Origin of the sequence: Burkholderia sola (assembly GCF_905400185.1) — a bacterium.
Lineage (GTDB): Bacteria > Pseudomonadota > Gammaproteobacteria > Burkholderiales > Burkholderiaceae > Burkholderia > Burkholderia sola.
Map to the genome: position 1 here is coordinate 1,703,513 of NZ_FR989675.1, position 24,945 is coordinate 1,728,457.

General features: G+C 66.8%; 30 protein-coding genes and 1 tRNA gene. 24 read left to right on the forward strand and 7 right to left on the reverse strand.

Annotated elements, in window-relative coordinates; translation table 11 throughout:
• Nucleotides 1-35: 35 nt before the first annotated feature.
• The 3 genes from KR541_RS07865 to KR541_RS07875 are packed head-to-tail and all read left to right on the forward strand — an operon-like array spanning nt 36 to nt 2,061.
• Nucleotides 36-533 (forward strand): heme-degrading domain-containing protein, encoded by a 498-nt coding sequence (locus KR541_RS07865; RefSeq protein WP_069621415.1) that lies wholly within the window; start codon nt 36-38, stop codon nt 531-533.
• A gap of 9 nt (nt 534-542) precedes the next feature.
• Nucleotides 543-875 carry a DMT family transporter gene (locus KR541_RS07870; RefSeq protein ID WP_371090929.1) on the forward strand — a complete coding sequence of 111 codons (333 nt, stop codon included), beginning with the start codon at nt 543-545 and terminating at the stop codon, nt 873-875.
• A gap of 31 nt (nt 876-906) precedes the next feature.
• Entirely contained in the window at nt 907-2,061 is a 1,155-nt protein-coding gene (locus tag KR541_RS07875) for an enoyl-CoA hydratase/isomerase family protein (protein ID WP_216089481.1), read from the forward strand.
• 131 nt (nt 2,062-2,192) lie between these two features.
• On the opposite strand, the gene KR541_RS07880 is transcribed toward KR541_RS07875, so the two are convergent.
• On the reverse strand, nt 2,193-2,621 hold the full coding sequence (locus KR541_RS07880) for a hypothetical protein (RefSeq protein WP_006484223.1): 429 nt from the start codon (nt 2,619-2,621) through the stop codon (nt 2,193-2,195).
• A 341-nt stretch (nt 2,622-2,962) separates the two neighbouring features.
• Between KR541_RS07880 and ssuD the strand changes: the two genes are divergently transcribed.
• From ssuD to KR541_RS07925, 9 genes are all read left to right on the forward strand, one after another.
• Nucleotides 2,963-4,120 carry an FMNH2-dependent alkanesulfonate monooxygenase gene (ssuD, locus tag KR541_RS07885; RefSeq protein ID WP_050012553.1) on the forward strand — a complete coding sequence of 386 codons (1,158 nt, stop codon included), beginning with the start codon at nt 2,963-2,965 and terminating at the stop codon, nt 4,118-4,120.
• A gap of 16 nt (nt 4,121-4,136) precedes the next feature.
• Complete coding sequence (gene ssuC, locus KR541_RS07890; protein WP_050012554.1) at nt 4,137-4,949, forward strand: aliphatic sulfonate ABC transporter permease SsuC; 813 nt, start codon at nt 4,137-4,139, stop codon at nt 4,947-4,949.
• Nucleotides 4,946-5,905, forward strand: coding sequence for an ATP-binding cassette domain-containing protein (locus KR541_RS07895; protein WP_216089482.1), 960 nt, complete (start codon nt 4,946-4,948; stop codon nt 5,903-5,905). The genes ssuC and KR541_RS07895 overlap by 4 nt, the downstream gene beginning before the upstream one ends.
• Nucleotides 5,906-5,961: 56 nt before the next feature.
• The gene (locus KR541_RS07900) at nt 5,962-6,177 is read left to right on the forward strand and encodes a TOBE domain-containing protein (protein WP_006476104.1); all 216 of its coding nucleotides are present in this window, start codon (nt 5,962-5,964) and stop codon (nt 6,175-6,177) included.
• A 147-nt stretch (nt 6,178-6,324) separates the two neighbouring features.
• Nucleotides 6,325-6,522, forward strand: coding sequence for a hypothetical protein (locus KR541_RS07905; RefSeq protein WP_050012556.1), 198 nt, complete (start codon nt 6,325-6,327; stop codon nt 6,520-6,522).
• Nucleotides 6,523-6,529: 7 nt separating this feature from the next.
• Nucleotides 6,530-6,775: a hypothetical protein gene (locus tag KR541_RS07910; RefSeq protein WP_050012557.1), complete on the forward strand. Its 246-nt coding sequence runs from the start codon at nt 6,530-6,532 to the stop codon at nt 6,773-6,775.
• Between the two features lie 129 nt (nt 6,776-6,904).
• On the forward strand, nt 6,905-7,891 hold the full coding sequence (gene dusA / locus KR541_RS07915) for a tRNA dihydrouridine(20/20a) synthase DusA (protein ID WP_239468935.1): 987 nt from the start codon (nt 6,905-6,907) through the stop codon (nt 7,889-7,891).
• Between the two features lie 54 nt (nt 7,892-7,945).
• Nucleotides 7,946-8,021: transfer RNA gene (locus KR541_RS07920), tRNA-His, on the forward strand.
• 803 nt (nt 8,022-8,824) lie between these two features.
• Entirely contained in the window at nt 8,825-9,337 is a 513-nt protein-coding gene (locus KR541_RS07925; RefSeq protein WP_050012559.1) for a GNAT family N-acetyltransferase, read from the forward strand.
• Nucleotides 9,338-9,431: 94 nt separating this feature from the next.
• Here the strand turns inward: KR541_RS07925 and KR541_RS07930 are convergent, their stop codons facing one another.
• Nucleotides 9,432-9,896, reverse strand: a complete 465-nt coding sequence (locus KR541_RS07930) for a plasmid fertility inhibition factor family protein (protein WP_050012560.1) — start codon at nt 9,894-9,896, stop codon at nt 9,432-9,434.
• A 280-nt stretch (nt 9,897-10,176) separates the two neighbouring features.
• On the opposite strand from KR541_RS07930, the gene KR541_RS07935 reads away from it, so the two are divergent.
• Complete coding sequence (locus KR541_RS07935; RefSeq protein ID WP_050012561.1) at nt 10,177-10,587, forward strand: hypothetical protein; 411 nt, start codon at nt 10,177-10,179, stop codon at nt 10,585-10,587.
• Between the two features lie 646 nt (nt 10,588-11,233).
• Here the strand turns inward: KR541_RS07935 and KR541_RS07940 are convergent.
• Nucleotides 11,234-11,977 (reverse strand): DUF695 domain-containing protein, encoded by a 744-nt coding sequence (locus tag KR541_RS07940; RefSeq protein ID WP_216089483.1) that lies wholly within the window; start codon nt 11,975-11,977, stop codon nt 11,234-11,236.
• A 183-nt stretch (nt 11,978-12,160) separates the two neighbouring features.
• Between KR541_RS07940 and KR541_RS07945 the strand changes: the two genes are divergently transcribed.
• The 5 genes from KR541_RS07945 (at nt 12,161) to KR541_RS07960 (ending at nt 14,765) form a co-directional block, all read left to right on the forward strand.
• A complete protein-coding gene (locus KR541_RS07945) occupies nt 12,161-12,469 on the forward strand; it encodes a hypothetical protein (RefSeq protein ID WP_011545327.1) in 309 nt (102 codons plus the stop codon).
• 46 nt (nt 12,470-12,515) lie between these two features.
• A complete protein-coding gene (locus tag KR541_RS37010) occupies nt 12,516-12,758 on the forward strand; it encodes a hypothetical protein (protein WP_050012563.1) in 243 nt (80 codons plus the stop codon).
• A gap of 103 nt (nt 12,759-12,861) precedes the next feature.
• On the forward strand, nt 12,862-13,404 hold the full coding sequence (locus KR541_RS07950) for a hypothetical protein (protein ID WP_050012564.1): 543 nt from the start codon (nt 12,862-12,864) through the stop codon (nt 13,402-13,404).
• Between the two features lie 161 nt (nt 13,405-13,565).
• Nucleotides 13,566-14,039, forward strand: coding sequence for a VOC family protein (locus KR541_RS07955; protein ID WP_089488409.1), 474 nt, complete (start codon nt 13,566-13,568; stop codon nt 14,037-14,039).
• 498 nt (nt 14,040-14,537) lie between these two features.
• Entirely contained in the window at nt 14,538-14,765 is a 228-nt protein-coding gene (locus KR541_RS07960) for a hypothetical protein (RefSeq protein WP_080334187.1), read from the forward strand.
• 147 nt (nt 14,766-14,912) lie between these two features.
• Here KR541_RS07960 and KR541_RS07965 read toward each other — a convergent pair whose 3' ends face one another.
• Both KR541_RS07965 and KR541_RS07970 read right to left on the reverse strand, forming a co-directional pair.
• The gene (locus KR541_RS07965; RefSeq protein ID WP_050012566.1) at nt 14,913-15,536 is read right to left on the reverse strand and encodes a phospholipase D family nuclease; all 624 of its coding nucleotides are present in this window, start codon (nt 15,534-15,536) and stop codon (nt 14,913-14,915) included.
• 331 nt (nt 15,537-15,867) lie between these two features.
• Entirely contained in the window at nt 15,868-16,356 is a 489-nt protein-coding gene (locus KR541_RS07970; RefSeq protein ID WP_050012567.1) for a winged helix-turn-helix transcriptional regulator, read from the reverse strand.
• A gap of 187 nt (nt 16,357-16,543) precedes the next feature.
• On the opposite strand from KR541_RS07970, the gene KR541_RS07975 reads away from it, so the two are divergent.
• Together KR541_RS07975 and KR541_RS07980 are read left to right on the forward strand one after the other, a co-directional pair.
• A complete protein-coding gene (locus KR541_RS07975) occupies nt 16,544-16,981 on the forward strand; it encodes a PaaI family thioesterase (RefSeq protein WP_050012568.1) in 438 nt (145 codons plus the stop codon).
• A gap of 141 nt (nt 16,982-17,122) precedes the next feature.
• A complete protein-coding gene (locus KR541_RS07980) occupies nt 17,123-18,175 on the forward strand; it encodes an NADP(H)-dependent aldo-keto reductase (protein ID WP_050012569.1) in 1,053 nt (350 codons plus the stop codon).
• 87 nt (nt 18,176-18,262) lie between these two features.
• Here KR541_RS07980 and KR541_RS07985 read toward each other — a convergent pair whose 3' ends face one another.
• Both KR541_RS07985 and KR541_RS07990 read right to left on the reverse strand, forming a co-directional pair.
• Complete coding sequence (locus tag KR541_RS07985; protein WP_089488411.1) at nt 18,263-19,549, reverse strand: MFS transporter; 1,287 nt, start codon at nt 19,547-19,549, stop codon at nt 18,263-18,265.
• Between the two features lie 35 nt (nt 19,550-19,584).
• Nucleotides 19,585-21,006 carry a M20 family metallopeptidase gene (locus KR541_RS07990; protein ID WP_124556404.1) on the reverse strand — a complete coding sequence of 474 codons (1,422 nt, stop codon included), beginning with the start codon at nt 21,004-21,006 and terminating at the stop codon, nt 19,585-19,587.
• Between the two features lie 163 nt (nt 21,007-21,169).
• On the opposite strand from KR541_RS07990, the gene KR541_RS07995 reads away from it, so the two are divergent.
• The 4 genes from KR541_RS07995 (at nt 21,170) to KR541_RS08010 (ending at nt 24,902) form a co-directional block, all read left to right on the forward strand.
• A complete protein-coding gene (locus KR541_RS07995; RefSeq protein ID WP_050012572.1) occupies nt 21,170-22,123 on the forward strand; it encodes a LysR substrate-binding domain-containing protein in 954 nt (317 codons plus the stop codon).
• 64 nt (nt 22,124-22,187) lie between these two features.
• Nucleotides 22,188-23,318: a tRNA 2-selenouridine(34) synthase MnmH gene (mnmH, locus tag KR541_RS08000; RefSeq protein WP_050012573.1), complete on the forward strand. Its 1,131-nt coding sequence runs from the start codon at nt 22,188-22,190 to the stop codon at nt 23,316-23,318.
• The gene (locus KR541_RS08005; RefSeq protein ID WP_027809855.1) at nt 23,315-24,373 is read left to right on the forward strand and encodes a permease; all 1,059 of its coding nucleotides are present in this window, start codon (nt 23,315-23,317) and stop codon (nt 24,371-24,373) included. The genes mnmH and KR541_RS08005 overlap by 4 nt, the downstream gene beginning before the upstream one ends.
• Nucleotides 24,374-24,479: 106 nt before the next feature.
• Nucleotides 24,480-24,902, forward strand: a complete 423-nt coding sequence (locus tag KR541_RS08010) for a hypothetical protein (protein WP_050012574.1) — start codon at nt 24,480-24,482, stop codon at nt 24,900-24,902.
• The last annotated feature ends 43 nt before the right edge of the window (nt 24,903-24,945 follow it).

Below are 24,945 nucleotides of genomic sequence, written 5' to 3' on the forward strand. Positions count from 1 at the left end.
GCCGCTGCAATTCTCATTACTGCATCGACGGATTCATGGATATCGCTCACGATCTGCAATCGATCGGCGCGCAGGAACAGGCGCTCGTGTTTCCCCATTTCGACCCGGCCCGCGCGTGGGCGCTCGGCAACCGGATGCACGCGCTCGCGACGTCGCGCGGCCATGCGATCGCGATCGACATCGTCACGTTCGGCCAGCCGCTGTTCTACGCGGCGCTCGCCGGCGCGACGCCCGACAACGCCGACTGGGTGCGCCGCAAGCGCAACGTCGTCGCGCATTTTCGCCGCAGTTCTTACGCGATCGGCCTGCGCATGCAGCAGGCCGGCGCGACGCTCGCGGACAAGCACGGGCTGCCGGCCGCCGACTATGCGTCGCACGGCGGTTCGTTTCCGCTGACCGTCGCCGGCGCCGGCGTGATCGGCTCGATCACCGCGTCCGGGCTGCCGCAGCGCGCGGACCACGAGTTCGTCGTCGAGGCGCTGTGTGCGGAACTCGGTCACGACTACGCGGTACTGGCCCTCGCAAGGAGCTGAGCGATGCAACTGCCCGGTTACGCATGGCTCGCGATCGCGATCGTCGCGGAAGTGATCGGCACGTCCGCGCTGCGCGCGGCGGACGGCTTCACGCGCCTCTGGCCGTCGGTGCTCGTCGTCGCCGGTTACGGCGTCGCGTTCTACTGCCTGTCGCTCACGTTGCGCACGATGCCCGTCGGCATCATCTATGCCGTCTGGTCGGGCGCCGGCATCGTGCTGATCACGCTCGTCGCGATGCTGCTCTATCGCCAGGTGCCGGACGTGCCGGCGGTGATCGGTCTCGGGCTGATCATCGCGGGCGTCGTGGTGCTGAACCTGTTCTCGAAGATGCAGGCGCACTGAGCGTGCGACTGCCGTTTGCCGGATGACCGTCATGACCGATTCCACTCCCGCCGCCGTTTCCGCCGAATCCGCCCAGCCTGACGTGCGCGCGTACGTCGCGAACCGCATCGGCTTTCTCGAACTGAACCGGCCGAAGGCGCTGAATGCGCTGTCGGTCGGCATGATCCGGCTGATGCAGCAGGCGCTCGACGCGTGGCGCGACGATCCCGACGTCGTCGCGGTCGTCGTGCACAGCCCGCATCCGCGCGCATTCTGCGCGGGCGGCGACGTGCGCTTCTTCCACGACGCGTGGCGGCGCGGCGACCGCGATGCGGTCGACACGTTCTTCATCGACGAATACACGCTGAACCATGCGATCTTCACGTATCCGAAGCCGTACATCGCGCTGATGCACGGCGTCGTGATGGGCGGCGGCATGGGGATATCGCAGGCGGCGCGGCATACGGGCGGCCTGCGCGTCGTGACCGACTCGACGAAGATGGCGATGCCCGAAACGCGCATCGGCCTGTTCCCGGACGTCGGGATGAGCTGGTTTCTCGCGCGCACGCCCGGCGCGATCGGCCGCTATCTCGCGGTGACCGGCGCGACGCTCGACGCGGCCGGTGCGCTGTACGCGCAACTCGCCGACGTCTATCTGCCCGACGCCGCGCTGCCGGCGCTGCTCGACACGCTGCGTACCGCGCGCATCGACAGCGGCGCGCAGGCCGTCGCATGCGTGAAACATGCGGCAGCCGCGCACAAGGTCGTGCCGACGCCCGACACGTCGGCGCTCGCCGATGCGCGTGCCGGGATCGACTGGCATTTCGCGCAGCCGGACATCAACGCGATCCTCGCGTCGCTCGACGCCGAGCAGGATTGCGCGGCGGTCGACGGGTGGGTCGAGAAGGCGACCCACGCGACGCGCGAGCAGTTGTCGCCGCTGTCGATGGCCGTGTCGCTCGAAGTCGTCGAACGCGCGCGCGGCGCGACGATGGCCGATTGCCTGCGGCGCGATCTCGATCTCACGCGCTCGACCTTCGCGCGCGGCGACGTGATCGAAGGCGTGCGCGCGCTGATCGTCGACAAGGATCACCAGCCCGTGTGGCGTTTCAAGTCGGCTGCCGACGTCCGGCGCGCCGACGTGCTCGCGATGTTCGACAGCCCGTGGGCGCCCGACGCGCATCCGCTGCGCGAGCTGAAGGACTGACGTCGATCAGGCTGACCCGCGCGAGCCGATCGACGCGCGACACGGAAACGAAAAGGCCGCGTGCACGATGCACGCGGCCTTTTTCATGGAAGTCGGCCGGTCCTGAAGGGCGCGTCGCCCGCGCCGCGGCGTTATTCGTCGCCCGCGTCGTCCGACATGAACGCGCGCATGAACACGAGCGCGCCGAAACCCCACACCGCATTGGCCGCGAAGCCGGCCGCGAGCACGGGCATCATGTTGCCCGACGGCCAGATGCCGCGCAGCGGATCGATCGCGAACACGCGAGCCGCCGTCAGCACGATGCCGCCGAACACGAGTGCGCCGATCCACGATGCTTCGCGTTCCGGCGACACGCGCAACAACCACGCCATCGGAATCGCGCAGCACGCGCTGATCAGCGCATTCGCGACAAATTCAGGAATGCCGAGCGGCGCGAACGGTTGTGTCGAGAAGCCGGTTGCGGCGATCAGGTCGGCCGTGTGAAGGAGGGCGAGCGTGGCCTCGCGGAAGAACAGTGCGGCCAGGAAGCCGGACAGGAAGGGCAGGATGACTTTCTGCATCGATGAGTGCACCGCAGGCGCGCACGGCCGGGGCCGGGCGCGCGGAGTTATTCGGATAGGTGCGCCATTATAGGGCCCGGCCGCGGCGATATTCGCTCCAGCGTCGTGCTAATCACGAAAGCGGAAAACCTAAGCTCAAAAAAATCGTTCCAAAGCCCTGTACCGGTCCCTAGACTGATTTCCCAGAAACAGCCGTGCAATCGCGTCCTCGTCCGCGGCACGGCCTGACCGGCGAGCCATCCCGATTCGAATGCACACCATGCATGCGTCGCTCATCCGCGACGCGAGCAGGGCGATGTCTTTTTCAAATTTCGGCAGTGACAGTCAAGCAGGAGCAGCAGATGAATGTGTTCTGGTTTATCCCCACGCATGGCGACAGCCGCTATCTCGGCACGGCCGAAGGCGCGCGAGCCGCGGACTACGATTACTTCAAGCAGGTCGCCGTGGCGGCCGACACGCTCGGCTACGACGGCGTGCTGCTGCCGACCGGCCGTTCCTGCGAGGATGCGTGGGTCGTCGCGTCGAGCCTGATTCCGGCGACGCAGCGTCTGAAGTTCCTGGTCGCCGTGCGTCCCGGCATCGCTTCGCCGGGGCTGGCCGCGCGGATGGCCGCGACGTTCGACCGCCTGTCGGGCGGCCGCCTGCTGATCAACGTCGTCACGGGCGGCGATGCGGCCGAGCTCGAAGGCGACGGCCTGTTCGCCGATCACGACACGCGCTACGAGATCACCGACGATTTCCTGAACATCTGGCGCGGGCTGCTGACCGCGTCGCACGACAACGGCGGATTCGACTACATCGGCAAGCACCTGCAGTCGAAAGGCGGCAAGGCGCTTTATCCGCCGGTGCAGCATCCGCATCCGCCGCTGTGGTTCGGCGGCTCGTCGCCGGCCGCTCACGCGATTGCCGCCGATCACATCGATACCTACCTGACCTGGGGCGAGCCGCCCGAGGCCGTCGCGAAGAAGATCGCCGACATCCGCGCCCGTGCCGACGCGCGCGGCCGCAAGATCAAGTTCGGCATCCGCCTGCACGTGATCGTGCGCGAGACCGAGGACGAAGCATGGCGCGACGCCGAGCGGCTGATCAGCCGGCTCGACGACGACACGATCGCGCGGGCGCAGAAGGCGTTCGCGAACATGGATTCGGAAGGCCAGCGCCGGATGGCCGCGCTGCACGGCGGCAAGCGCGGCGGCCGCGAGGCGCTCGAGGTCTATCCGAACCTGTGGGCCGGCGTGGGGCTGGTGCGCGGCGGCGCCGGCACGGCGCTCGTCGGCAATCCCGAGCAGGTCGCCGAACGCATGCGCGAATACGCGGATCTCGGTATCGAGACGTTCATCCTGTCCGGCTATCCGCACCTCGAGGAGTCGTATCGGTTCGCGGAACTCGTGTTCCCGCTGATCAAGGGCCAGGGTGTCGAGAAGGCGGCCGGTCCGTTGTCGGGGCCGTTCGGCGAGATCGTCGGCAACAACTATCTGCCGAAGACGAGCCAGAGCTGAGCGACGGAGGCTTGCGATGACAACGAAAACGTCGAAGACGGGCGTCGCCGTGGCCGCCCGCGCATGGCGCGGCGTCGCGCCGTGGCTCGTGCCGCTCGCGTTGCTGGTGGTGTGGGAAGTCGGTGCGCGCACCGGCTGGCTGTCGACCCGCGTGCTGCCCGAGCCGGTGGCGGTCGTGCGCGCGGCCTGGTCGCTCGTGACGTCGGGCGAAATGTGGGCGAACGTGAAAGTGAGCACGTGGCGCGCGCTGTTCGGCTTCGCGATCGGCGGCGGCGTCGGCCTCGCGCTGGGGCTTGCGACCGGGCTGTCGAAGGCCGCCGAGGTCGCGCTCGACTCGACGATCCAGATGATCCGCAACATCCCGGCGCTCGCGATGATTCCGCTCGTGATCCTGTGGTTCGGCATCGACGAGAAGGCGAAGCTGTTCCTCGTCGCGCTCGGCGTGTTCTTCCCCGTCTACATCAATACGTATCACGGGATCCGCTCGGTCGACGCGAACCTGATCGAGATGGCGAAGAGTTACGGCGTGCGCGGCTTCGCGCTGTACCGCGACGTGATCCTGCCGGGCGCGCTGCCGTCGATTCTCGTCGGCGTGCGTTTCGCGCTCGGGCTGATGTGGGTGATGCTGATCGTCGCGGAAACGATCTCCGCGCAGTCGGGCATCGGCTACATGACGATGAACGCGCGGGAATTCCTGCAAACCGACGTGGTGGTGGTCGGCATCCTGCTGTACGCGGTGCTCGGCAAGCTGGCCGATGTGCTGGCGAAATGGATCGAGCGCGTGACGCTGCGCTGGCACCCCGCCTATCAATCAGGAGCAAAGGCATGAATGCGACGACTTCGGCGGCCGCCTACGGCCCGCTCGCCGGCGCAGACCTCGAGGCCGAGCTGGCGCAGGCCCGCGTCGCGGACGGCGATGCGCGCGATGCGGCCATCCTCGAACGTGACGGCGGCGCATCGGTCGTGCCGCTCGCGCGGCGGCGCGCGGGCGGTCCGGCATCCGACGACGCGGTCACGCTGTCGGGCGTCAGCAAGCGCTTCGGCGCCCGCACGGTGCTCGACAACGTCGAGCTGAACATCGCGCGCGGCAGCTTCGTCGCGATCGTCGGCCGCAGCGGCTGCGGGAAATCGACGCTGCTGCGTCTCGTCGCGGGACTCGAGCAGCCGAGCAGCGGCGCGCTCGTGACGCACGGCGACGGCGGCGGCGCGCTCGATACGCGGATCATGTACCAGGACGCGCGCCTGCTGCCGTGGAAGACCGTGCTGCAGAACGTGATGCTGGGCCTCGGCCGCGGCGCGCGCGACCGGGCCCGCGCGGTGCTCGACGAAGTCGGGCTGCTGGAACGCGCGAACGACTGGCCCGCGCAACTGTCGGGCGGGCAGCGGCAGCGCGTCGCACTGGCCCGTGCGCTCGTGCACCGGCCGCAACTGCTGCTGCTCGACGAGCCGCTCGGCGCACTCGATGCGCTGACCCGCATCGAAATGCACGCGCTGATCGAGCGCCTGTGGCGCGAACATCGATTCACCGCGCTGCTCGTCACGCACGACGTGCAGGAAGCCGTCGCGCTCGGCGACCGCATCCTGCTGATCGAGCAGGGGCGGGTGGCGCTCGACCAGCCGGTGCCGCTCGACCGGCCGCGTGCCCGCGCGTCGGCGGCCTTCGCGGCACTCGAGGATCGCGTGCTGAAACGCGTGCTCGCCGGCGGCCCCGGCGCGGTCGATCAAGCCACGCAGCATGAAGCAGACAAGGTTCGACCGGTCGGGCAGATCCGCTGGGCCGTTTAATGCCGGGCGGCTCCGGCCGCCCGTTCTGAGACTTTTTCTTCGGAGCGATCATCCCGATGAGCATCACCGCAATCAACGTACGTAACCAGTTCAAGGGCAAGGTCAAGGAGATCATTCGCGGGTCCGTGGTCTCCGAAGTCGACGTCGAGACGCCGTTCGGCATCGTCACGTCGGTGATCACCACCCGTTCGGTGGACGAACTCGAACTGAAGGTCGGCGCCGAAGTCGTCGCGCTCGTGAAGTCGACGGAAGTCTCGATCGCGCGTCTCTGAGCGCGTGGGTCGCGCGTCGGTGCGGCGCCGCCGGGCAGGCAACGTGCCCGGCGGCGCCGCATTGCATTCGTGGAGCGCGTTTGCCTCGGTATTCGACTGCCGGACGAAGTGCTAGGATGGAACGACACCGATGCCGGAGGCGAACGCATGACCCCCATCCTTTCCCCCGAAGCCATCGAGGCGCTGAAATGGATCGACCAGTTCGGCGACAGCCGGCCGGTTCCCGCCGCGTTCAATGACGTTATCTACGCATTGCTGAACGACGGGCTGATCTATCAGGCGACGGCCGACCGGGTCGACCTGACGGCCGATGGCCGGTCATTTTTGTCAGACGAATACGATTGAGCGCGCGATGGAACCGAGAGGCAGCGACCTCGGCGATTTCAGCGAGCCGTACCGCGGCTTCGAGATCGAGGTGAAGACCGAGCAGGTCTGGGACGGCGAGCATGCGCATTACCGCGTGCTGCGAGGCGATACCGTGCGGATCGACTGGCGGCTGGTCAAGGTCGACGGGATGCTGTTGACCGAGCGGCACGTGATCGAGCGCGTGTTCGACGAGGCGCGCCGGGCGGTCGATGCGGAGCTGGGCGACCGGTAGCGCGCGTGTCGGGCGGGCATGGCCGGGATTGCGGTAAAATACCCGGTTGTTTCCGCGCCGCCTGGCCTGTACCCGAATTCCATGTCCGTTTCGTCCTCGCTTCCTCCCCGCCGTGTATCGGTCGCGCCAATGCTCGACTGGACCGACCGCCATTGCCGGTCGTTCCACCGCACGCTGACGCGCAATACGTGGCTGTATACGGAGATGATCACGACGGGCGCGCTGCTGTTCGGCGATGCCCAGCGGCATCTTGCGTTCACGCCGAGCGAATCGCCGGTCGCGCTGCAACTCGGCGGCAGCGAGCGGGACGACCTCGCGCGCGCGGCGAAGCTCGGCGAGCAGTGGGGCTACGACGAAATCAACTTGAATTGCGGTTGCCCATCCGAGCGCGTGCAACGCGGCGCGTTCGGTGCATGCCTGATGAACGAGCCGCAGCTCGTCGCCGACTGCGTGAAGGCGATGCGCGATGCGGTGTCGGTGCCGGTCACGGTCAAGCACCGGATCGGCGTCGATGCGGTCGAGGACTACGCGTTCGTGCGCGACTTCGTCGGCACGGTGGCCGAGGCCGGTTGCGAAACGTTCGTCGTGCATGCCCGCAACGCGATCCTGAAGGGGCTGTCGCCGAAGGAGAATCGCGAGATCCCGCCGCTCAAGTACGACTATGCGTATCGGTTGAAGCGCGATTTTCCGTCGCTGGAGATCGTGATCAATGGTGGCATCACGACGCTCGATGAAGTCGCGCAGCATCTGGAGCATGTCGACGGCGTGATGCTCGGCCGCGAGGCGTATCACAACCCGTACGTGCTGGCGGAGGTCGATGCGCGCTTCTACGGATCGAGCGCGGCGGTGCCGACGCGCGAAGCGGCCGAAGCGCAACTGATCGCGTATTGCGCGGCCGAGCTGAAGCGCGGCACCTACCTCGGCGCGATCGTGCGGCACGCACTCGGGTTGTATCGCGGCATGCCGGGCGCGCGTGGCTGGCGTCGCGTGCTGTCCGACAACAAGAAGCTCGCACGCGGCGATCTGGCCGTGTTCGACGAGGCACGCGCGCATCTGAACGAAGCCGAAGAATTTTTTGAAAAAAAGGCTTTGCAAGATTCAAAAGTGTTCGTATAATCTTGTTCTTCGCTGCTGAAACAAAACAGCGAAACGAAGCAAGCAGTATCAGTGGTGGCTGTAGCTCAGTTGGTAGAGTCCAGGATTGTGATTCCTGTCGTCGTGGGTTCGAGTCCCATCAGCCACCCCAACAAATTCAAGCAAAAAGCCCGGTTCATTGAACCGGGCTTTTTGCTTTCTGGCGTTCGGACACAGCTAATGCGTGTCTTGGTCCCGGCTTCTTTAACGAAGTGGCATTCCCGTATTCAGCGAATCAACCACGGCGCCATTTCGGCCTCGCGCGCGTCAAAAGAGCGGTTGCATAAATCGAGTCGTCCCGGCGATATGACTTCGCTACCGAATATGAGACCTCGAATGAGACGACGCGGGCAGGTATCGGAATCGGGCGCGCGATCGTTCGTGGTATCGACGGATGGCCGCTTGTCCCGCATCGCCGATGTGGATGACGGAGATGGCGACGAGGCCCCCGGGCCTGCTTCGTATCGCGTTTCCTTGTCGTTGCGCTGACAACGTTCGTACCATGCTCGCGCCGTTTCCTTTCCCGCCTAAGGTTCCCGCGCGCCGTGCCGTTATCTTCTCTGGACAGCCCTCGTGCCTCGAATGCTGATCCGTTTTCTTGCCTGCTCGCGCTAAACGCGAGCGGGCTTTTTTCGTTTACGGCCGCTCGTAACCGGCTGATTGGCGGAATCGAACAAGGGCTTGGCGCAAACCGACAAAGCGCAACAGTCTTACATGCGTGTAATGTAGGACCTTCCTCGTGCCCTCATGCTTTGCAGGGCCGTTCGATCCCGACGACCGGAGAAGGTGTCGGGATTTTTTTTGGGCGCTCGCCGACGATCGCCGACAAGCCCTGCGAAATGCATCCCGCAAAGCGCGGTATATTTTGCGACGACACAGGCCGATCAAGAGAACCTACACGAGGAGTGGCTATCGATGCCGGACACGGTCACACTGCGCGCCGCGACGCGGCCCGACGCGAGCCACATTGCTCGCCTGCACACGCTGAGCTGGCAAACCGCCTATAGCCACATCCTTCCGGCCAGCTATCTGTCCGACGAGGTGCCGACGGAGCATGCGATCCGGTGGCGCAACTATTTCGATCGCAACGAGAGTGAGTGGGGTCTCGTGCTGATCGCCGAGTCGAACGGCGAGCCCGTCGGCTTCGTCAGCGCCGAGCGCCCCGTCGATCCGGCGCTGGGTGTGCTGCTCGACTGCCTGCACGTTCATCCTTCGCATCACGGCGGCGGCACGGGCAAGCGCATGATCGAAGCCGTTCGCGCATGGGCTCGCTCGATCGGCGTGGACAAGGTCCATCTGCAGGTACTCGAGGGCAACGTGCGTGCGATCGGGTTCTACGAACACAACGGCTGGCAATTGGCCGGTGTCGAAACGTGTCGCATCGGCCAGACGCAAGTCACCGACCGGATTTACGCAATCCACGCTTGAACGCCGGCCGGCATCGATGCGAGCGGCGGCAAGCGAGTGCAATTGCGCCTGGCTGCTAGGGAAGCGCCGGGTGAAAGCCGAACGGGCTTTGCCCTCACTCGCCGCAATACCGCACAAGCAAATCGGCTTCGGTCTCGTGAATTTCGACGGGCAAGATCGTCGCGCCGGCATAGGCGAGATAGCGCGCGCGATGCTGGCCGTTACGGAACGATGCGACGCCGATTTTCGACAGGCCGGGAATGCCGAGCAACGTTCGCGTTCTCGTCTCGCGAAACGTGATGAACGGCATGTCCGGAATCCGGTCCTGGCCCGGATCGAGAAATTCGCGAATGCCCGCGGCTTTTCCAGGGGCCCAGTACTGGACCGACGGCAACACATAGTCGGTGGTGTCCCGGTCGGCGCAGGCGAGCAGTTTACTCAGGTCGATCGTCACGACCCGATGGCGAGAGTCGTCGGACGAGAATACCCGCTTGAGGTGCGTGTAGGCATAGGGAACGTGCCCGGGAAGCTGGACGATCCAGACATCTACGCCGCTTTGTCGTGCGTGAGCGAGCGTCATTATTTCCTCTGGTAGCGCAAGCGGTCTTTGTGATCCGAGTTTAGCAGCGCGGACGGCTGCGCAGCAGGTCGAGACCAAAAATAGGAAAACAGAGCGACTTGCGGCTCAATCTGCAAAAGGAATGGGGGCGGCCATCCGTTGACGGCCCATATCGACGGGCCGCAACAATATCGCGATACGGCCAGCGAGAATGAAGCGCTGCGCGAAATTCTCGCAAGATTCATACTGTGTGGCGAAGCATGCGTCACGCACCGGGCATCACGAAAACTGAGAGGGCACATTGAACGGAGAGGCCAAGTCGTCGAAACTCGAGATCGACCATCTCGATTACCGCTTCACGGCAACGCTCGAAATCACGGAGTCCGGCCGTACCGCCGTTGTCGACAGGCAACTCGAGTCCGAGGTACGCAGCAAGACGCTCGGGTGGATCGTGTTCGATCGTTTTCTCGAGCGGAACGATTTCGCCGATGAGGCGGACGCGCGCGCCAATATCGTCGACTGGCTGGCGCGGCTGGCCGATCCGAGGTCCGTTGCCTCGGCCGAGATTGCGAAGGCGCGCGCGGTGGCAACCGGCGTGGTGGCGGCAGATCTGTCGACAGCCGAAATCGTCGGCGGCGTCGCTATTGAAATCGCCGGCAATCTCGACTGGATCGATAGGACGGTCGACTGGTTTTCCAGTGGTGCGTTGTAGCGACGAACGCGTGTTTTCGTGACGTAGATCATTGCGCGCAAGAAATTCCGCACATAAAAATGAGATGGAAATCGCATTGCGCAAAAAAATAGAATAATCCTGCTTTGACAATATCTGCGACTTACCGGAAACTGCCGCGGGTCTGAAAACGAGATTTGAATTAAAAAGAAATAAAAGGCTGGAATGAAAAACCGAACGCGGTCGGCCGGTTCCTCGCGCTTGAATCACGATGGTATTCGCCGGCACGCGCGCATGCCGGTTGCCGTCGCGTTGTCACTAAAGGGTGAGTTGCCGCACAGACCGTCGCGCAGCCCGCGATCACAATTTGACCGGTTGACCGTTCTTCCCCGGCCCGGTCAACCGTTTCCCCGCTCGCTCGTGCAGGAGCGGGGGCTTTTTGCCCCCCGACGCCGGAAGATTGCGTCGGCGGAATCGGACAGGCGTTCGGCGGGCTGCGCGACGGCACACGTTCGCCCCCGACATCCGTTCGCCCGATCCGGACGAATTGCTTTCCTCGTGCCTGAGCGAACCCTCAGGCCCATCGCCGGTCCTTGCCGGCGATGCCTTGTCCCGGCGGCGCGTCACAGCGCTGCCGGGATGTTTTTTGCGTCACGTCACATCGCGCGTCACGGGCATCGCGCTCCGCTCAGCCCGCCTGTTCGACGCTGGTTTCCCATCCGTCATAGTTGCCGCCGAGCGCGCGCACCTCGCGATTGAGCGCGACCGTGTGGCGCGTGACGTCGGCGAGCGCCATCGTGCCTTCGTGCGAAAACCGCACCGCCGACTTGCCGTCCTCGGTCGGCGCGACCGATTCGACCGGATAGCCTTTCGCTTCGGCCCAGTCCGCGAACTGGTGCGCGTCGCTCGGGTCGGGGAAGTACGCCCAGTGCATCACGCGCCGGCTCACGTCCGGCGCGTCGCCTTGCTGCCGCAGCGCGTCCAGCGTGCGCATGTCGCGCATGATCTGCCAGTCGTCGTCGGTCGGGTAGAGCGTCTGCCAGTATGTCGTCTTGTCGGGGTCGTCCTGATGGGCATACTGAAGCGCATAGGTCGTCTGGTCGGCCAGCGATTCGACGATCTCCGCGGCCGCCTCTTCGTCGAACGGCACGTAGAAAAGAAAATCCCGGTTGCCGTCGACGGTGATGCGGCCGACCTGCACGCCGCCTTTCGCGACGATCGCGGCGTCGAGCAGATCCTCGATCTTCGCGAGATCGGCGAATTCGTCGCCGGTCGGCAGACCTTCGGGCGACGGATGTGCAAAGGGGACGCGCACGCTGAGCAGCGACGTGCGCGGATCGCCTTCGGCGATTTCCGCAAAGCCGTGATTGAAGCTGATGAAAGCCTGATGGTCGCCCATTCTGGCAGGGAAGGTTCCCCAGGCGTCGCTCATGTGTTTCTCCCGTACACGATTGTCTGTTGACGGTTGCAAAGCGTCCCAATGTATCATCGAAAATCGCGTTGGCCGGAGCCGCGCACCCGATCGCGGGCCGTGTGCGCCGCGCCCGCGGGATCCGGGCTGTTCGCAGCGCGCCGCATGCATGCGGCCGGCCGCAAAAATTCAAGGGAGATGCCGATGTCGACGTTCGCGGTGAATGGTGTCCGAATCGATCCGCTCAGCGCGCGCGTGACGCACGTGCGCTGGGCGGCCGTGAACCCGGCCGATCGCTCGTGGGCGGCGACGCCCCGCGAGGCCCCGGTGGCGGACGTGGCGCGCGCGCTTGCGTCCGGTAACGATGTCCGCGCGATCTTCTCGGCCTCGGACACCACCGCAATCGGGCCCAGGCTGAAACGCGTGCTGTATCGCGATGCGTCGGAAGGCATCGAGCTCGACATCGATGCAACGAGCGAGTCGCGCACGTTGCGCGATCTGCCGCAGATCTGACCGCGAGCCGTTTCCCCAACCGAATCGCGCGAACGCGCCCACGACCATGTCCAGATTCGCCATTTTTCCGCTGGCATTCGCGCTTTGTCTGGCGCTTGCCGCCTGCCAGACCGCGTCCGGGCCGACGCCCGTGCACCCGTCGCCCGAAACCGCGTCGACGACCGTTCCCGCATCGTCGCCGCCGGCCGCGCCGATTCGCGGCATCGGGGGCGCGCCTCGTCTGGCCGGGCAGAGTCACGCGGCCGTCGGTCAATGCACGACCAACGGTACCGTCAACGTATGCAATTGACCGGCGTCGGCGCGATGGCGCGTGATGCGTGCAAACGGAATCGGAATCCCGACATGTCGCCCGCGTCGATGGACGGGCGGCCGTCGACACGAGCCGGCGAGCAATGAACGACGAACGCGAAACGACGGATTCCGGCTGGCACGTCGATCCCGTTGCGGGAACGGTCACCGGGGCGTTGCCGGTGACGCTCGCGGTCGACAGCCGAAGCCTGAAAAGCAGGGCGGTCGTGTGTGCGGGGCTGGCCGCGGCGAGCCTGTGCGGTTACGTGGCCGCCCCGACGCTCTGGCCGCTAGCGGCGCTGGCCGCGTTGCTGGGGCTCGCCAGTGCCGCGTTGTTCGTCTCGTCGCGGCGCAAGCTGGCGCTGCAGGTCGACGAGACGGGCTTCCGGCTGATCGGTTCCGCCCGCGAAAAACCCGTCACGCCGTGGCGGGACGTCGCTGAATTCCGGATCGTCAGCGTCGCCGGTAATCGTTACATCGGCTACCAGTTCTCCGTACATTCTTCCCGTACGAAGGTGCCGGGCGGCGTGATGCTGCCGATTGCCCGGTTTGCCGATCTTCCGCTCGACGCGGTGGCCGCGTTGCTGGAGGCTTGCCGCCGGCAGTTCGGCTTGCCGGACCAACCGGCCGACCGAACGGGCCGGTAACGCCCGATGCGGCTTCCTGCGCGCCCCGTCACTCGAGCAAACAGAAAAATCCCGGGCGCCGTGTCGATTTCCGCGGGAGTCGTCCGTCGTAGCATCGGAGGCGTGCGCATCGCGCGTCCGTCCCGATTTTCGATACGACAACCGACTGAAGGAGCGACACCATGGCCACATCCGTCAAGCCGATCCCGGAAGGGATGCGCACGCTGACCCCGCACCTGATTTGTGCGGGCGCTACCGCCGCCATCGACTTCTACAAGCGCGCGTTCAATGCGACCGAACAGTTTCGCCTCGCGATGCCCGACGGCCGGCTCGCGCATGCGTGCCTGGCGATTGGCGATTCGACGCTGATGCTGGTCGATGAAATGCCCGAACACGGCGCGCTGGGGCCGAAGGCGCTGAAAGGCACGCCCGTCTGCCTGCATCTGTACGTGCCGGACACCGATGCGGCGATCGAGAGGGCGGTCGCGGCCGGTGCGACGGTCACGATTCCGGCGGCCGACATGTTCTGGGGCGATCGTTACGGGCAGGTCGAGGATCCGTTCGGGCATCGCTGGTCGCTGGCGACGCATCAGCGCGATCTGACACCCGAGCAGATCGCGGACGCCATGGCCAGCGCGCCGCCCTGCGGCAGTTGAATCGACACCGTCGCACGAGCGCGGCGACGGCGGCGACGGGCAGCGCGGCGGCTTGATCGCGCCGCGCCGGCCTGGCTCGTCGGCGGTCATGCGCGGGCCGTCCGGCCGCGCTGCTTGTGTTAGTCCATCCGCCGATCGGCCGAGCCAAGCAGGTCGGCGACGGTGCGATGGCGGGCGGGATCATAGGCAACGTGTCCGACCGGGCCGCCACGTCGGCCGGTTTCGGTGCGATTTGCGTGAGTCTTGTCTCGTGTCCCGACTGTCAGGTCGGTCATGGTTCGTCGAACAGTATTGCGCACGGTTCGATGCATCGCCACGCTGCAACTCCCGCCGCGGCGGCGATCGGGTTCGCGAGTGTCGGTGAAGATGCGGCGAGAAGCGAGGGGCATCGGCCCGCGTTCCGTCCCGATGCGGAATCGGACCCGCGATGCCTCAAGGGCGCGCGTCGCCCTGCCGTAAACACGACGAGTCCAATCGTTCATCTCATCCGATCGCACCATGGTTCGAATTCTGTACGCGGGCTATCTCGCGTTTGCGCTGTATCTCCTTTACCCGCTGGTTCAGAACACGCTGATGTTCAGCACCGCGTGCGTGCGCAGCGTGCTGCCGATGGGCGACCACGGGCTGTCGGCGAATTCGGCCAGCGGCGCGGACGGGCACGCGAGCCGTTGTGTCGCGAGCGCGCCTGCGCGCGTCGCGACCGGGCGGGCGCCGGAAATCCATTGAACGCGGCGCGTCGCGCGTGAAGGGCGCTTCGCGACGCCGCGTGCTGGCCATTCGGCCGAATTGAACATCGCGCCATGCTCGCCGATCATCTGCAACGCGGCGGCAGAAATGCGAGGGGCGAGCGCCACGAGAAAGCGTGTGTCGGCGTCAGTAGCTGGAGCGATACGGCGTGCCCTGGTCGAAGCGGCTTTGCCAGTGCGTGAGGTAGCGTGACGCGAGTTGCGGGTTGTTCCAGACCACGACGACGTTCTCGGAATTGCGGCTGGCCGCCGACGCACTGTAGTTGAACGAACCCGTTTCGACGTGCTCGGCGTCGATCACGAGGTACTTGTCGTGATGGATCGCATAGGCATCGATCGTGCGCGTCGGGATGCCGGCGTTGACGAGCAGGTTCAATGCCTGCTTGCTGCTCTTCGCGCGATTGCCCTTGTCGTCGACGACCACCGCGACGTTGACGCCGCGGCGCTTGGCGGCAAGCAGCGCGCGCGCGACGGGCGGCGACGTGAACGAGTACGCGGCGACCCGGATCGAGGTGCGCGCCGCCCCAATCGCTTTCAGCACGAGCGCCTCGGCGCCGCCGTCGGGCGAGAATGCCGATTCGACGACCTGGGTCGCGGGGGCTTCGTGAGTGGGGGCCGGCAGCCATCGCGACACGAGGTCGATCGCTTGCTGGAGCAGCGATTCGCTTTGCGTCTTGCCGAAGGCGGCGAAGGGTGTGGCGAGCAGGGAAGCGGCGAGACAGGCGGCGGCGAGGCGATTGCGCGACAACATCTTGGACAGCGAATAATTTCGAGACAGCGGGCCGTGAGTGTAACGCACGCATGCCGGCCCGGTCACGCGCGGATGCGAAACGAGGGCGTGCGCAGTGATCGGCAGTGGTGGACAGGGTGACGCAAAGTTGCGTTATGCAGCCGGTGCGGGCGAGCGGGCGATCAACGCACAGCGATAGTGCCGGCGATGGCAGGCGATTGCGTTTGCCGTTGCGGCGCACCGGCGTGCGAACGATGCGTGCGCCGGCGGGCGGACTGCGACTCGATGCGGCCTGTGGCCCAAGCGTATGTCTAGCAGGCGCGTCGGAACGACATCCGTGCGCGACGTATCGTCAATCCGTGGATGCGGACGCCTCGGTCCCGTCGGACGCGATCCATCCGGGCCCCGGCTCGGGCTGCACGTCGCGTGCGTCGAGCGGTTCGCCGCACGCCGAGCATACGGTGACCGCGTGCATCAGTTGCCCGCAGGCCCGGTGGCGTAATTGCACCGGCGGCCCCTGGCCGTCGTCCTTCCAGCGATCGCCCCACACCATCAGCGCGAGCAGGGCCGGGTAGAGGTCGAGGCCCTTTTCCGTCAGCCGGTATTCGAAGCGCGGCGGGCGTTCCTGATACGCGCGCTTGACGAGCACGCCTTCGTCGACGAGCCGCGCGAGCCGTTCGGCCAGCACGTGGCGCGTCAGGCCAAGCTGGGCCTGGAACGCGTCGAAGCGGCGGCAGCCGAGGAATGCGTTGCGCAGGATCAGCATGGTCCAGCGGTCGCCGAGCACGGCGAGCGTGCGCGCGACCGAACAGTTCAGCGTGCCGATGTCATCCCATTTCATTGTCGAGTCTCGTGCCCGTTGCGGCAGTCTTGCGGCGGTTCAGCGAAATAGCGGGTTCGATTATAGAACCCGCCTTCGGTCGCAACGGGCGCAGCCGCGTTGACAACGGCCCGCCTCGTTGACAATAATGAGTTCCAATTTAGAACTTACGCGCGCGGCGACGCGCTTTCAACCCGGAGACAACCCGATGAACCCGCTTTCCCTGTCTGGCCTCGATCTGCTGCGTGCCGCCGCGTCCGGAGACGCGCCCCTTGCGTCGATTTCCGAGACGATTCCGATGCGCCCGCTCGACGTCGAGCTCGGTTACGTGAAGTTTTCGGCGCGGGCGGACGGCCGGCACCTGAACCCGCTGGGCGGCGTGCACGGCGGGTTCGCCGCGACGGTGCTCGATTCGGTCACCGGGTGCGCGGTACATTCGATGCTCGACGCGGGCGTCGGTTACGGCACCGTCGATCTGCACGTGAAGATGCTGCGGCCCGTGCCGCGCGACGTCGACCTGATCGCGGAAGGACGCGTGATTCACCTGTCGCGTTCGCTGGGCGTCGCGGAGGGCACGCTGAAGACGCCGGACGACAAGATCGTCGCGCATGCGTCGGCGACCTGCTTCATCCAGCGACCGCAGTGACGGAGCGCGGCCGCATCCGGGCGGGCGCGTGAACGCGCGGGGCAGCGCTGGAGGCCGCCTGTAAGCGTGCGCCGCGCCTGCCTGAAGCAGTTGCGTCAATGTGATAGCTTTCCTGCTTTCCACCGACGCGACAGGAACAGCATGGAATACCGCACACTCGGCGATTCGGGTCTCGAGGTCAGCCTGATCGGTCTCGGCACGATGACGTGGGGCGAGCAGAATTCGGAGCGCGACGCGCACGAGCAGATCGACTACGCGCTCGGGCAGGGCGTGACGCTGATCGACGCCGCGGAGATGTATCCGGTGCCGCCGAAGCCCGACACGCAGGGCCGCACCGAGCAATACATCGGCACCTGGATCGCGCAGCATCGCGCGCAGCGCGACCGTATCGTGCTCGCGACGAAGATCGCGGGCCCGGCGCGGCAGCCGCACAATCCGCGCCATATTCGCGGCGAGGGCAACCAGTTCGACCGCAAGAACCTGACCGAAGCGCTCGACGGCAGCCTCAAGCGCCTGCAGACCGACTATGTCGATCTCTACCAGTTGCACTGGCCCGATCGCAGCACGACCACGTTTGGCCGGCCCGCGTATCCGTGGGTCGACGACACATACACGGTGCCGATCGAGGAAACGCTCGGCGTGCTCGCGGAATTCGTGAAGGCCGGCAAGGTGCGCGCGATCGGCGTGTCGAACGAAACGCCGTGGGGTGTCGCGCAGTTCCTGCGCGCGGCCGAAAAGCTCGGGCTGCCGCGCATCGCGAGCATCCAGAATCCGTACAGCCTGCTGAACCGCACGTTCGAGAACGGGCTGTCGGAATTCACGCATCGCGACGGCGTCGGCCTGCTCGCGTATTCGCCGCTTGCGTTCGGCTGGCTGTCCGGCAAGTACGAGAACGGCGCGCGTCCGGCCGGTGCGCGCATCACGCTGTTCGAGCGTTTCCAGCGCTACAGCAAGCCGCAGGCCGTCGAGGCGACGTCGCGTTACGTCGCGCTCGCGCGGCGTCACGGGCTGTCGCCCGCGCAACTGGCGCTCGCGTTCGTCAACAGCCGCCCGTTCGTGCGCAGCAACCTGGTCGGCGCGACGTCGCTCGAGCAGTTGAAGGAGAACATCGGCAGCATCGACGTGGCGCTGTCCGACGAGATCCTCGCCGAGATCGACGCATTGCACGAACGGCAGCCGAACCCGGCGCCGTAAACGGCACGCGGCCCGCGCGGCAGCGATGCCGCGACGGGCCGAGTCGGGCGGTTGCGGCGGCGCCGCGCCGCGCCGTCGTTTCTCGCGTCAGCGCATCTTCAGCCGCGTGCGCGCGACGAACAACGCGGCGAGGCTCAGCAGCGCGCATCCCATCAGATAGAGCGCCGGCGACAGTCGGTTGCCGGTCGTGCTGATCAGCCAGGTGATGACGAACGGCGCGAAGCCGCCGAACAGCGTGACGCCGGTGTTGTAGCTGACCGCGAGCCCGGTGGCGCGTGTTTGCGACGGGAACAGTTCGGCCATCAGCGCCGGCAGCGCGCCGCAGTACATCGCCTTCAGCGCGCCGATCCAGATCAGTGCGGCGAGCATCGTCGCGAACGACGCGTGGCGCGTGAGCCACGCGAACGTCGGCCACACGGTCAGCAGCATCAGCACGGCCGCGACCGCCATCATGCGGATCCGCCCGGTGCGGTCGGACAGATGGCCGACGACCGGCGTGACGAGCGTCAGCACGAAACCGGTCGCGAGCGTCGCCGCGAAGCCCGTCGATGCCGGCAGCCCGAGCTGCTTGATCGCGTAGGTCGGCATGTACAGGATCATGTAGTTGACCGCGGTCGAGATCACGAGCGCGCCGATCGACAGCAGCAGCCGCACCTTCTGGTCCGCGAACAGCTCGCGAACCGGCGCCTCGGAGCGCGCCTGCGTCTTGAACTCGACGCCTTCGTCGACGTAGCGGCGGATATACAGCCCGACCGGGCCGATCGCGAGCCCGAACAGGAACGGCACGCGCCAGCCCCAGCTTTCGAGTTGCGCGGTGGTCAGCGTGGCCGTCAGCAGCGCGCCGAAGCCCGACGCGAGCAACGTCGCGAGGCCCTGGCTCGCGAACTGCCAGCTCGACATGAAACCGCGCCGCTGCGGCGCGTGTTCGACGAGAAATGCGGTCGAACTCGCGAATTCGCCGCCCGCGGAAAAGCCCTGCATCAGCCGCGACAGCATGATCCCGAGCGGCGCGAGCATGCCGATCGATGCGTAGGTCGGCATCAGCGCGATCAGCAGCGTGCCGACCATCATCATCGCGATCGACAATAGCAGCGACGCCTTGCGGCCCGCGCGGTCGGCATACGCGCCGAGCACGAAGCCGCCGATCGGCCGGATCAGGTAGGACAGCCCGAACGTGCCGAGCGTCAGCATCAGCGACGTCGCTTCGCTCGTGGCGGGGAAGAACAGCTTGGCGATCGTCACCGCGAAGAAGCCGTAGACGATCAGGTCGAACCATTCGAGCGCGTTGCCGATCGACGCGGCGAAGATGATGCGCCGGATTTTCGCGGCGCTCGGGCGCGCGGCGTCCTGCGCGGTGAGGGTGGTCGTATTCATCGTGTGTGCAGATCCCGTGAAAGGGGCGAAGCGCGTTACAGGGCGGCGCCGGCCGCGGCGGATGCCGCGCGGCGAACGGGCGGCGCGTCGTCGCCGAGATCCCAGAAGAGGCCGGCCATCATCTGCAGCCCCTCGCTGACGACGCTCGCGAGCAGATGCTCGTCGGGCGCGTGCTGCGCGCACGCCGGGTAAGAGTGCGGCACCCACAGCGTCGGCAGCCCGAGCGTGTCGGCAAACACCTCGTTCGGCAGCGTGCCGCCGAGATTCGGCAGGATCGCGGGCTTCTTGCCGGTGGTGCGCGCGAGCGACGCGACGGCCCAGCGCACCCACGGATCGTCCGGCGGCACGCGCGTCGCCGGTGCGCCGCGCTCGACGTCGATCTCGATGTCGGCGAAGCCGTGCGCATCGAGGTGCGCGCGCAGGTGCGCATGCAGTGCTTCCCAGTCGGTGCCGACGACGAAGCGCAACTGGCAGTGCGCATACGCGGCGGGCGGGATCGCGTTGACGGGGTGCTCCGGATTGCCGGCCTTGAACGCGAGGATCTCGAACGTGTTCCAGCCGAATACGCGTTCGGCCGCGGACAGGCCGGGCTCGCCCCAGTCGGCGTCGAGCGCCGGGTCGCCGGGGCCGCCGCCGACGGAAAGATCGGCGAGCGCGTCACGCACCGCGGCCGGGATCGGCGGCGGGCGCAGCCCCGCGACGCGAATCGCGCCGCGCGCGTCGACGAGGCTCGCGAGCGCATGCGCGAGCACGATCGCCGGATTGCGCAGCAGTCCGCCCCAGTTGCCGGAATGATGCGCACCGTCGCGGGCGCGCAGGCTCAGCTTGAAGTTGACCGCGCCGCGCGAGCCGAGGAAGACCGTCGGGCGCGCGGCGGCGATGCGTGGGCCGTCCGACGCGATCAGCACGTCGGCCGCCAGCGCGTCGCGCTCCTGGCGGCACAGCGCGTCGAGCCCCGGCGACCCGGTTTCCTCGCCCATTTCGATCAGCAGCTTCGCGTTGAAGCCGAGCCGGCCGCCGCGCGCATCGAGCACGCTCGCCAGCGCGGCGAGGTTGATCGTGTGCTGGCCCTTGTTGTCGGCGCTGCCGCGGCCATACCAGCGATCGCCGTCGGCCGTCAGCGTCCACGGCGACAGCGGCGCGCGCCACTGCGCGTCGTAGCCGCGCACGACGTCGCCGTGGCCGTAGATCAGCACGGTCGGCAGCGCGTCGTCTTCGTGGCGCGACGCGAGCAGGAACGGGCCGCCGCCGTCGACCGGGTTGTCGACGATCCGCGACGTGAAACCGAGGCGGGCGGCCTCGGGCGCGATCTCGTCGGTCAGATAGGCGCGCAGCGCGGCGCCGCTGCCGCATTCCTGGCTTTCGGTGCGCAGGCCGACGCGGCGGCTCAGGGTCGTGAAGAACGCGCCGGATTCGAACTGGTTCAGCGCATGCTGGATGGCGGCGGTACGGCTCAAATCGTGTCTCCTCGGTCGGGTTCGCCGTGCGCGGGCCGCGCAGGCAACGTGAAGTGCGATCGATTCTAGAAAGCCGCTTTTTTTGTCACAATGATCGAATTTCGAACCTTTCTTTGCCGAAAAGGCAAAGCAGCGCGGCCGGATGCGGCGCGGAGACAGAACGATGGCGGCTTTCCTGCATGGCCTGGGGTTGCGGTATTTCGTCGAGGTGGCGCGTACCGGCTCGATCAGCGACGCGTCCGCGCGGCTGCACGTGGCCGTGTCGGCGATCAGCCGCCAGATCGCGAAGCTGGAGAGCGAGCTCGGCGCGCCGCTGTTCGAGCGGCGGCCGCGCGGGATGGCGTTGTCGGAGGCGGGGGAGCGGTTGCTGGCGTTCGCGCAGCGCAGCCTGCTGGAGGCCGAGCACGTGATGAAGGACATCGGCGGGCTCGACGCGCTGCACGGCAGCCTGCTGAAGATCGCGTGCTCGGAAGGGTTCGCGATCGATTTCCTGCCCGGCGTGCTCGCGAGCTTCAAGGCGCGCCACCCGGGCGTCGATTTCACCGTATGGGTCGTATCGCCGGCGGACGCGACCCGGCGCGTGCGCGACGGCGATGCGGACATCGCATTGACGTTCAGCCTCGCGCCGGAGAAAGGCGTGCGCGTCGACCACACCGAGCGCGCGCCGGTCTTTGCGCTGGTCCGGCACGATCACCCGCTCGCGGCGCGCGATGCGGTGTCGCTTGCCGATGTCGCGCGGCACGCGCACGTGCTGCCCGAGGCCGGCACGACGGTGCGCCAGTTGATCGACATCGCGTGCGCGCTCGACGGGCTGCTGCTCGAGCCCGAACTGACCAGTAACAACACAGCGGCGATGTACGGCTACGCGCGCCGCACGGGTGCGGTGATGTTCACGGGGCTGTTGTCGGTGCGCGATCGCGCCGATGCGGACGGCTTCGTCGTCGTGCCGGTGACGAACCCGCAACTGCGCGAACGCAGCATCCAGGTGCAGACGATGGCCGGGCGCGATCTGCCCGCGTCGGTGCGCGCGTTCCGCGACCATCTGATCGACGCGATGCAGGCCGCGTCGTCGTCGCCGACTGCCGCACGAGGCCCGGGACGCCGGCCCGTGAGATAATCGTCAATCCGCCTTCCGTGCCCATGCGGCTCCCCGAGCCGCATCGCCCCTGTTCGACGCCAAATTGAAGAACCTGATTGTCACCCTCGATCGCGCCGGCGAGTTCGACGAGATCATCGACGTGCGCACGCCGCTCGAGTTCGCCGAGGACCATATCCCCGGCGCGCTGAACGCGCCCGTGCTCAGCAACGAAGAGCGCGTGCTCGTCGGCACGATGTACCGGCAGGTGTCGCCGTACGAGGCGACGCGCGTCGGCGCGGCGATCGTCGCGCGCAACATCGCACGCCATCTCGACACGACGTTTGCCGACCGGCCGCGCAACTGGCGACCGCTGATCTACTGCTGGCGCGGCGGCAAGCGTTCGGGCTCGATGACGACCTGGTTCAACCTGATCGGCTGGAAGGCGCGCCAGCTCGACGGCGGCTACAAGGCATACCGCCGGTCGGTGTGCGCGACGCTCGACTCGCTGCCGACGCGCTTTCGCTACATCGCGCTCGTCGGCCATACGGGCTGCGGCAAGACACGCCTGCTGAACGCGCTGCGCGACGTGGGCGCGCAGACGCTCGATCTCGAAGCACTCGCGTGCCATCGCGGCTCCCTGCTCGGCGCGCTGCCGGGCAAGCCGCAGCCCACGCAAAAGGGGTTCGATTCCGGGCTCGTCGAGACGCTCGGGCGTTTCAACTCCCAATGGCCAGTATTCGTCGAGTCGGAAAGCCGCAGGATCGGGCTCGTGCAGTTGCCGATCGCGCTGATCGAAGCGTTTCACGCGGGGCCGTGGGTGCAGGTCGAAGCGGCGCACGACGAGCGGATCGCGTTCCTGCTCGACGATTACGCGCACCTGTTCGACGAACCGGACGCATTCAAGGCGCAGCTTCATCGGCTGATCGGCCTGCACAGCCGCGAAGAGGTGATGCGCTGGAAGGCGCTGATCGATGCCGGCGCGCGGGCCGATCTGTTCACCGAACTGATCGACAGACATTACGATCCCGCCTACGCACGCACGTATCGCGCGACATACGACAAGCCGAACCGCGCGCTGACGTTCACGTTCCGGCCCAACGCGGACGACGTACGCGCTCAGGCGCGCACGCTGCTGGCCGAACTCGCGCAGGCCGGATTGCCCGCATCGGCCGCGCTTGCCGGCGGCACGACATCCGAAACCGACAAAAACCAATCGACGATCACCACACGATGACGACCACACGCACCCAACCGAACCCGGCCCTCGGCTGGATGACCTTCCTGCTGATCGCGGTCGCGGGACTGTTCTACGTAAAATGGTTCCCGTACTACAACAAGGCGTTCGTTGCCGCCGAGCACCATTCGATCGGCCAGTCGATCCTGATGGGCACGTCGGCGGCCGCACCCGAGCCGTCGCTGAAGGCGGCGCTCGACTACGCATGGGCATACGGCAAGGCGATCTGGCAGGCGATGGTGCTCGGCCTGCTGCTTGGCTCGGCCGTGCAGGCGCTGCTGCCCGCGCATTGGGTGGCGCGCGTGCTCGGCCGCACGGGCTTCGGCAGCGTCGCCGCGGGCGGGCTGCTGTCGCTGCCCGGGATGATGTGCACGTGCTGCGCGGCGCCGGTCGTCGCCGGCCTGCGTGCGCGCCATGCATCGCCGGGCGGCGCGGTCGCGTTCTGGCTCGGCAATACGGTGCTGAATCCGGCCGCGCTGGTGTTCATGGGCTTCGTGCTCGGCTGGCACTGGAGCGCGCTGCGCCTCGTGCTGGGCATCGCGATGGTGTTCGGGATCGGCTATCTGCTGAACCGCATCGCGCGCCCCGAAGACCGCAGCATCGACGATGCGCAGCTCGCCGCGCTGGCGGCCGAACAGGCCGCTGCCGGCAATCCGTTCGTCCGCTGGATGAAACTGCTCGCGCGCATGGCCGTGCGGCTCGTGCCCGAATACATCGTGCTCGTGCTGCTGCTCGGCGCCGCGCGCGCGTGGCTGTTTCCGCACATCGGCCCGGACATCGGCAATCATCTCGGCTGGATCGTCGCGTTCGCGGTCGCGGGCATGCTGTTCGTGATCCCGACGGCCGGCGAGGTGCCGATCATCCAGGCGATGCTGTCGCTCGGCATGGGCGTCGGTCCGGCCGCCGCGCTGCTGATGACGCTGCCGCCGATCAGCGTGCCGTCGCTCGCGATGCTCGCGCGTTCGTTCAAGCCCTACATGCTGGCGATCGTCGCGACGCTCGTCGTCGTATTCGGGATCGTGAGCGGCTTGCTCGCGATCGCGTTCGGGTTCTGACAACGCGGGCGACACGCCGGCCCGGCGCACGCGTCGCATTCGTATTCATCCGGCGCCGCCGCTTCACGCGTGCGGCGCCCTTTACAAGAAGCAAACAGGAAAACGCATGACCCAACCGAAGATCCATCCTCGACTCGAAAAGGCGCTGACGCGCGGCGATCTCGCGATCCGCCAGGCCAATTCCGCGCGGGCGACTGCCGTGCTGAACGCGCTCGGCACGATGATCATCGAGGCATCCGCAACGATCGGCGTCGAGGCCAGCATCGACATTCCGCAAGGCGATCGCATCTACGATCCGGTCAACGGCCTGTGGCCGCAGAAGATGCTGGTGTCGTTCGACGGCCCGGTGAACGAAGCCGACAAGGAAGAACTGCGCACGGTCTATCTGGTGGCCGACGATCCGGGCACGCAGTTCCGCGTCGAATGGCATCGCGCGGACGGCAAGCTCGGCCGCCAGGAAGGCGGCCCGCTCGCGACCGTCGCGTTCCTGACCGACGTCGAAATTCCGTGGAGCGACGACGACGAGTAACGTCGTCGCATGAAGCCGGCGCCCGGTGCCCGACGCCCGGTGC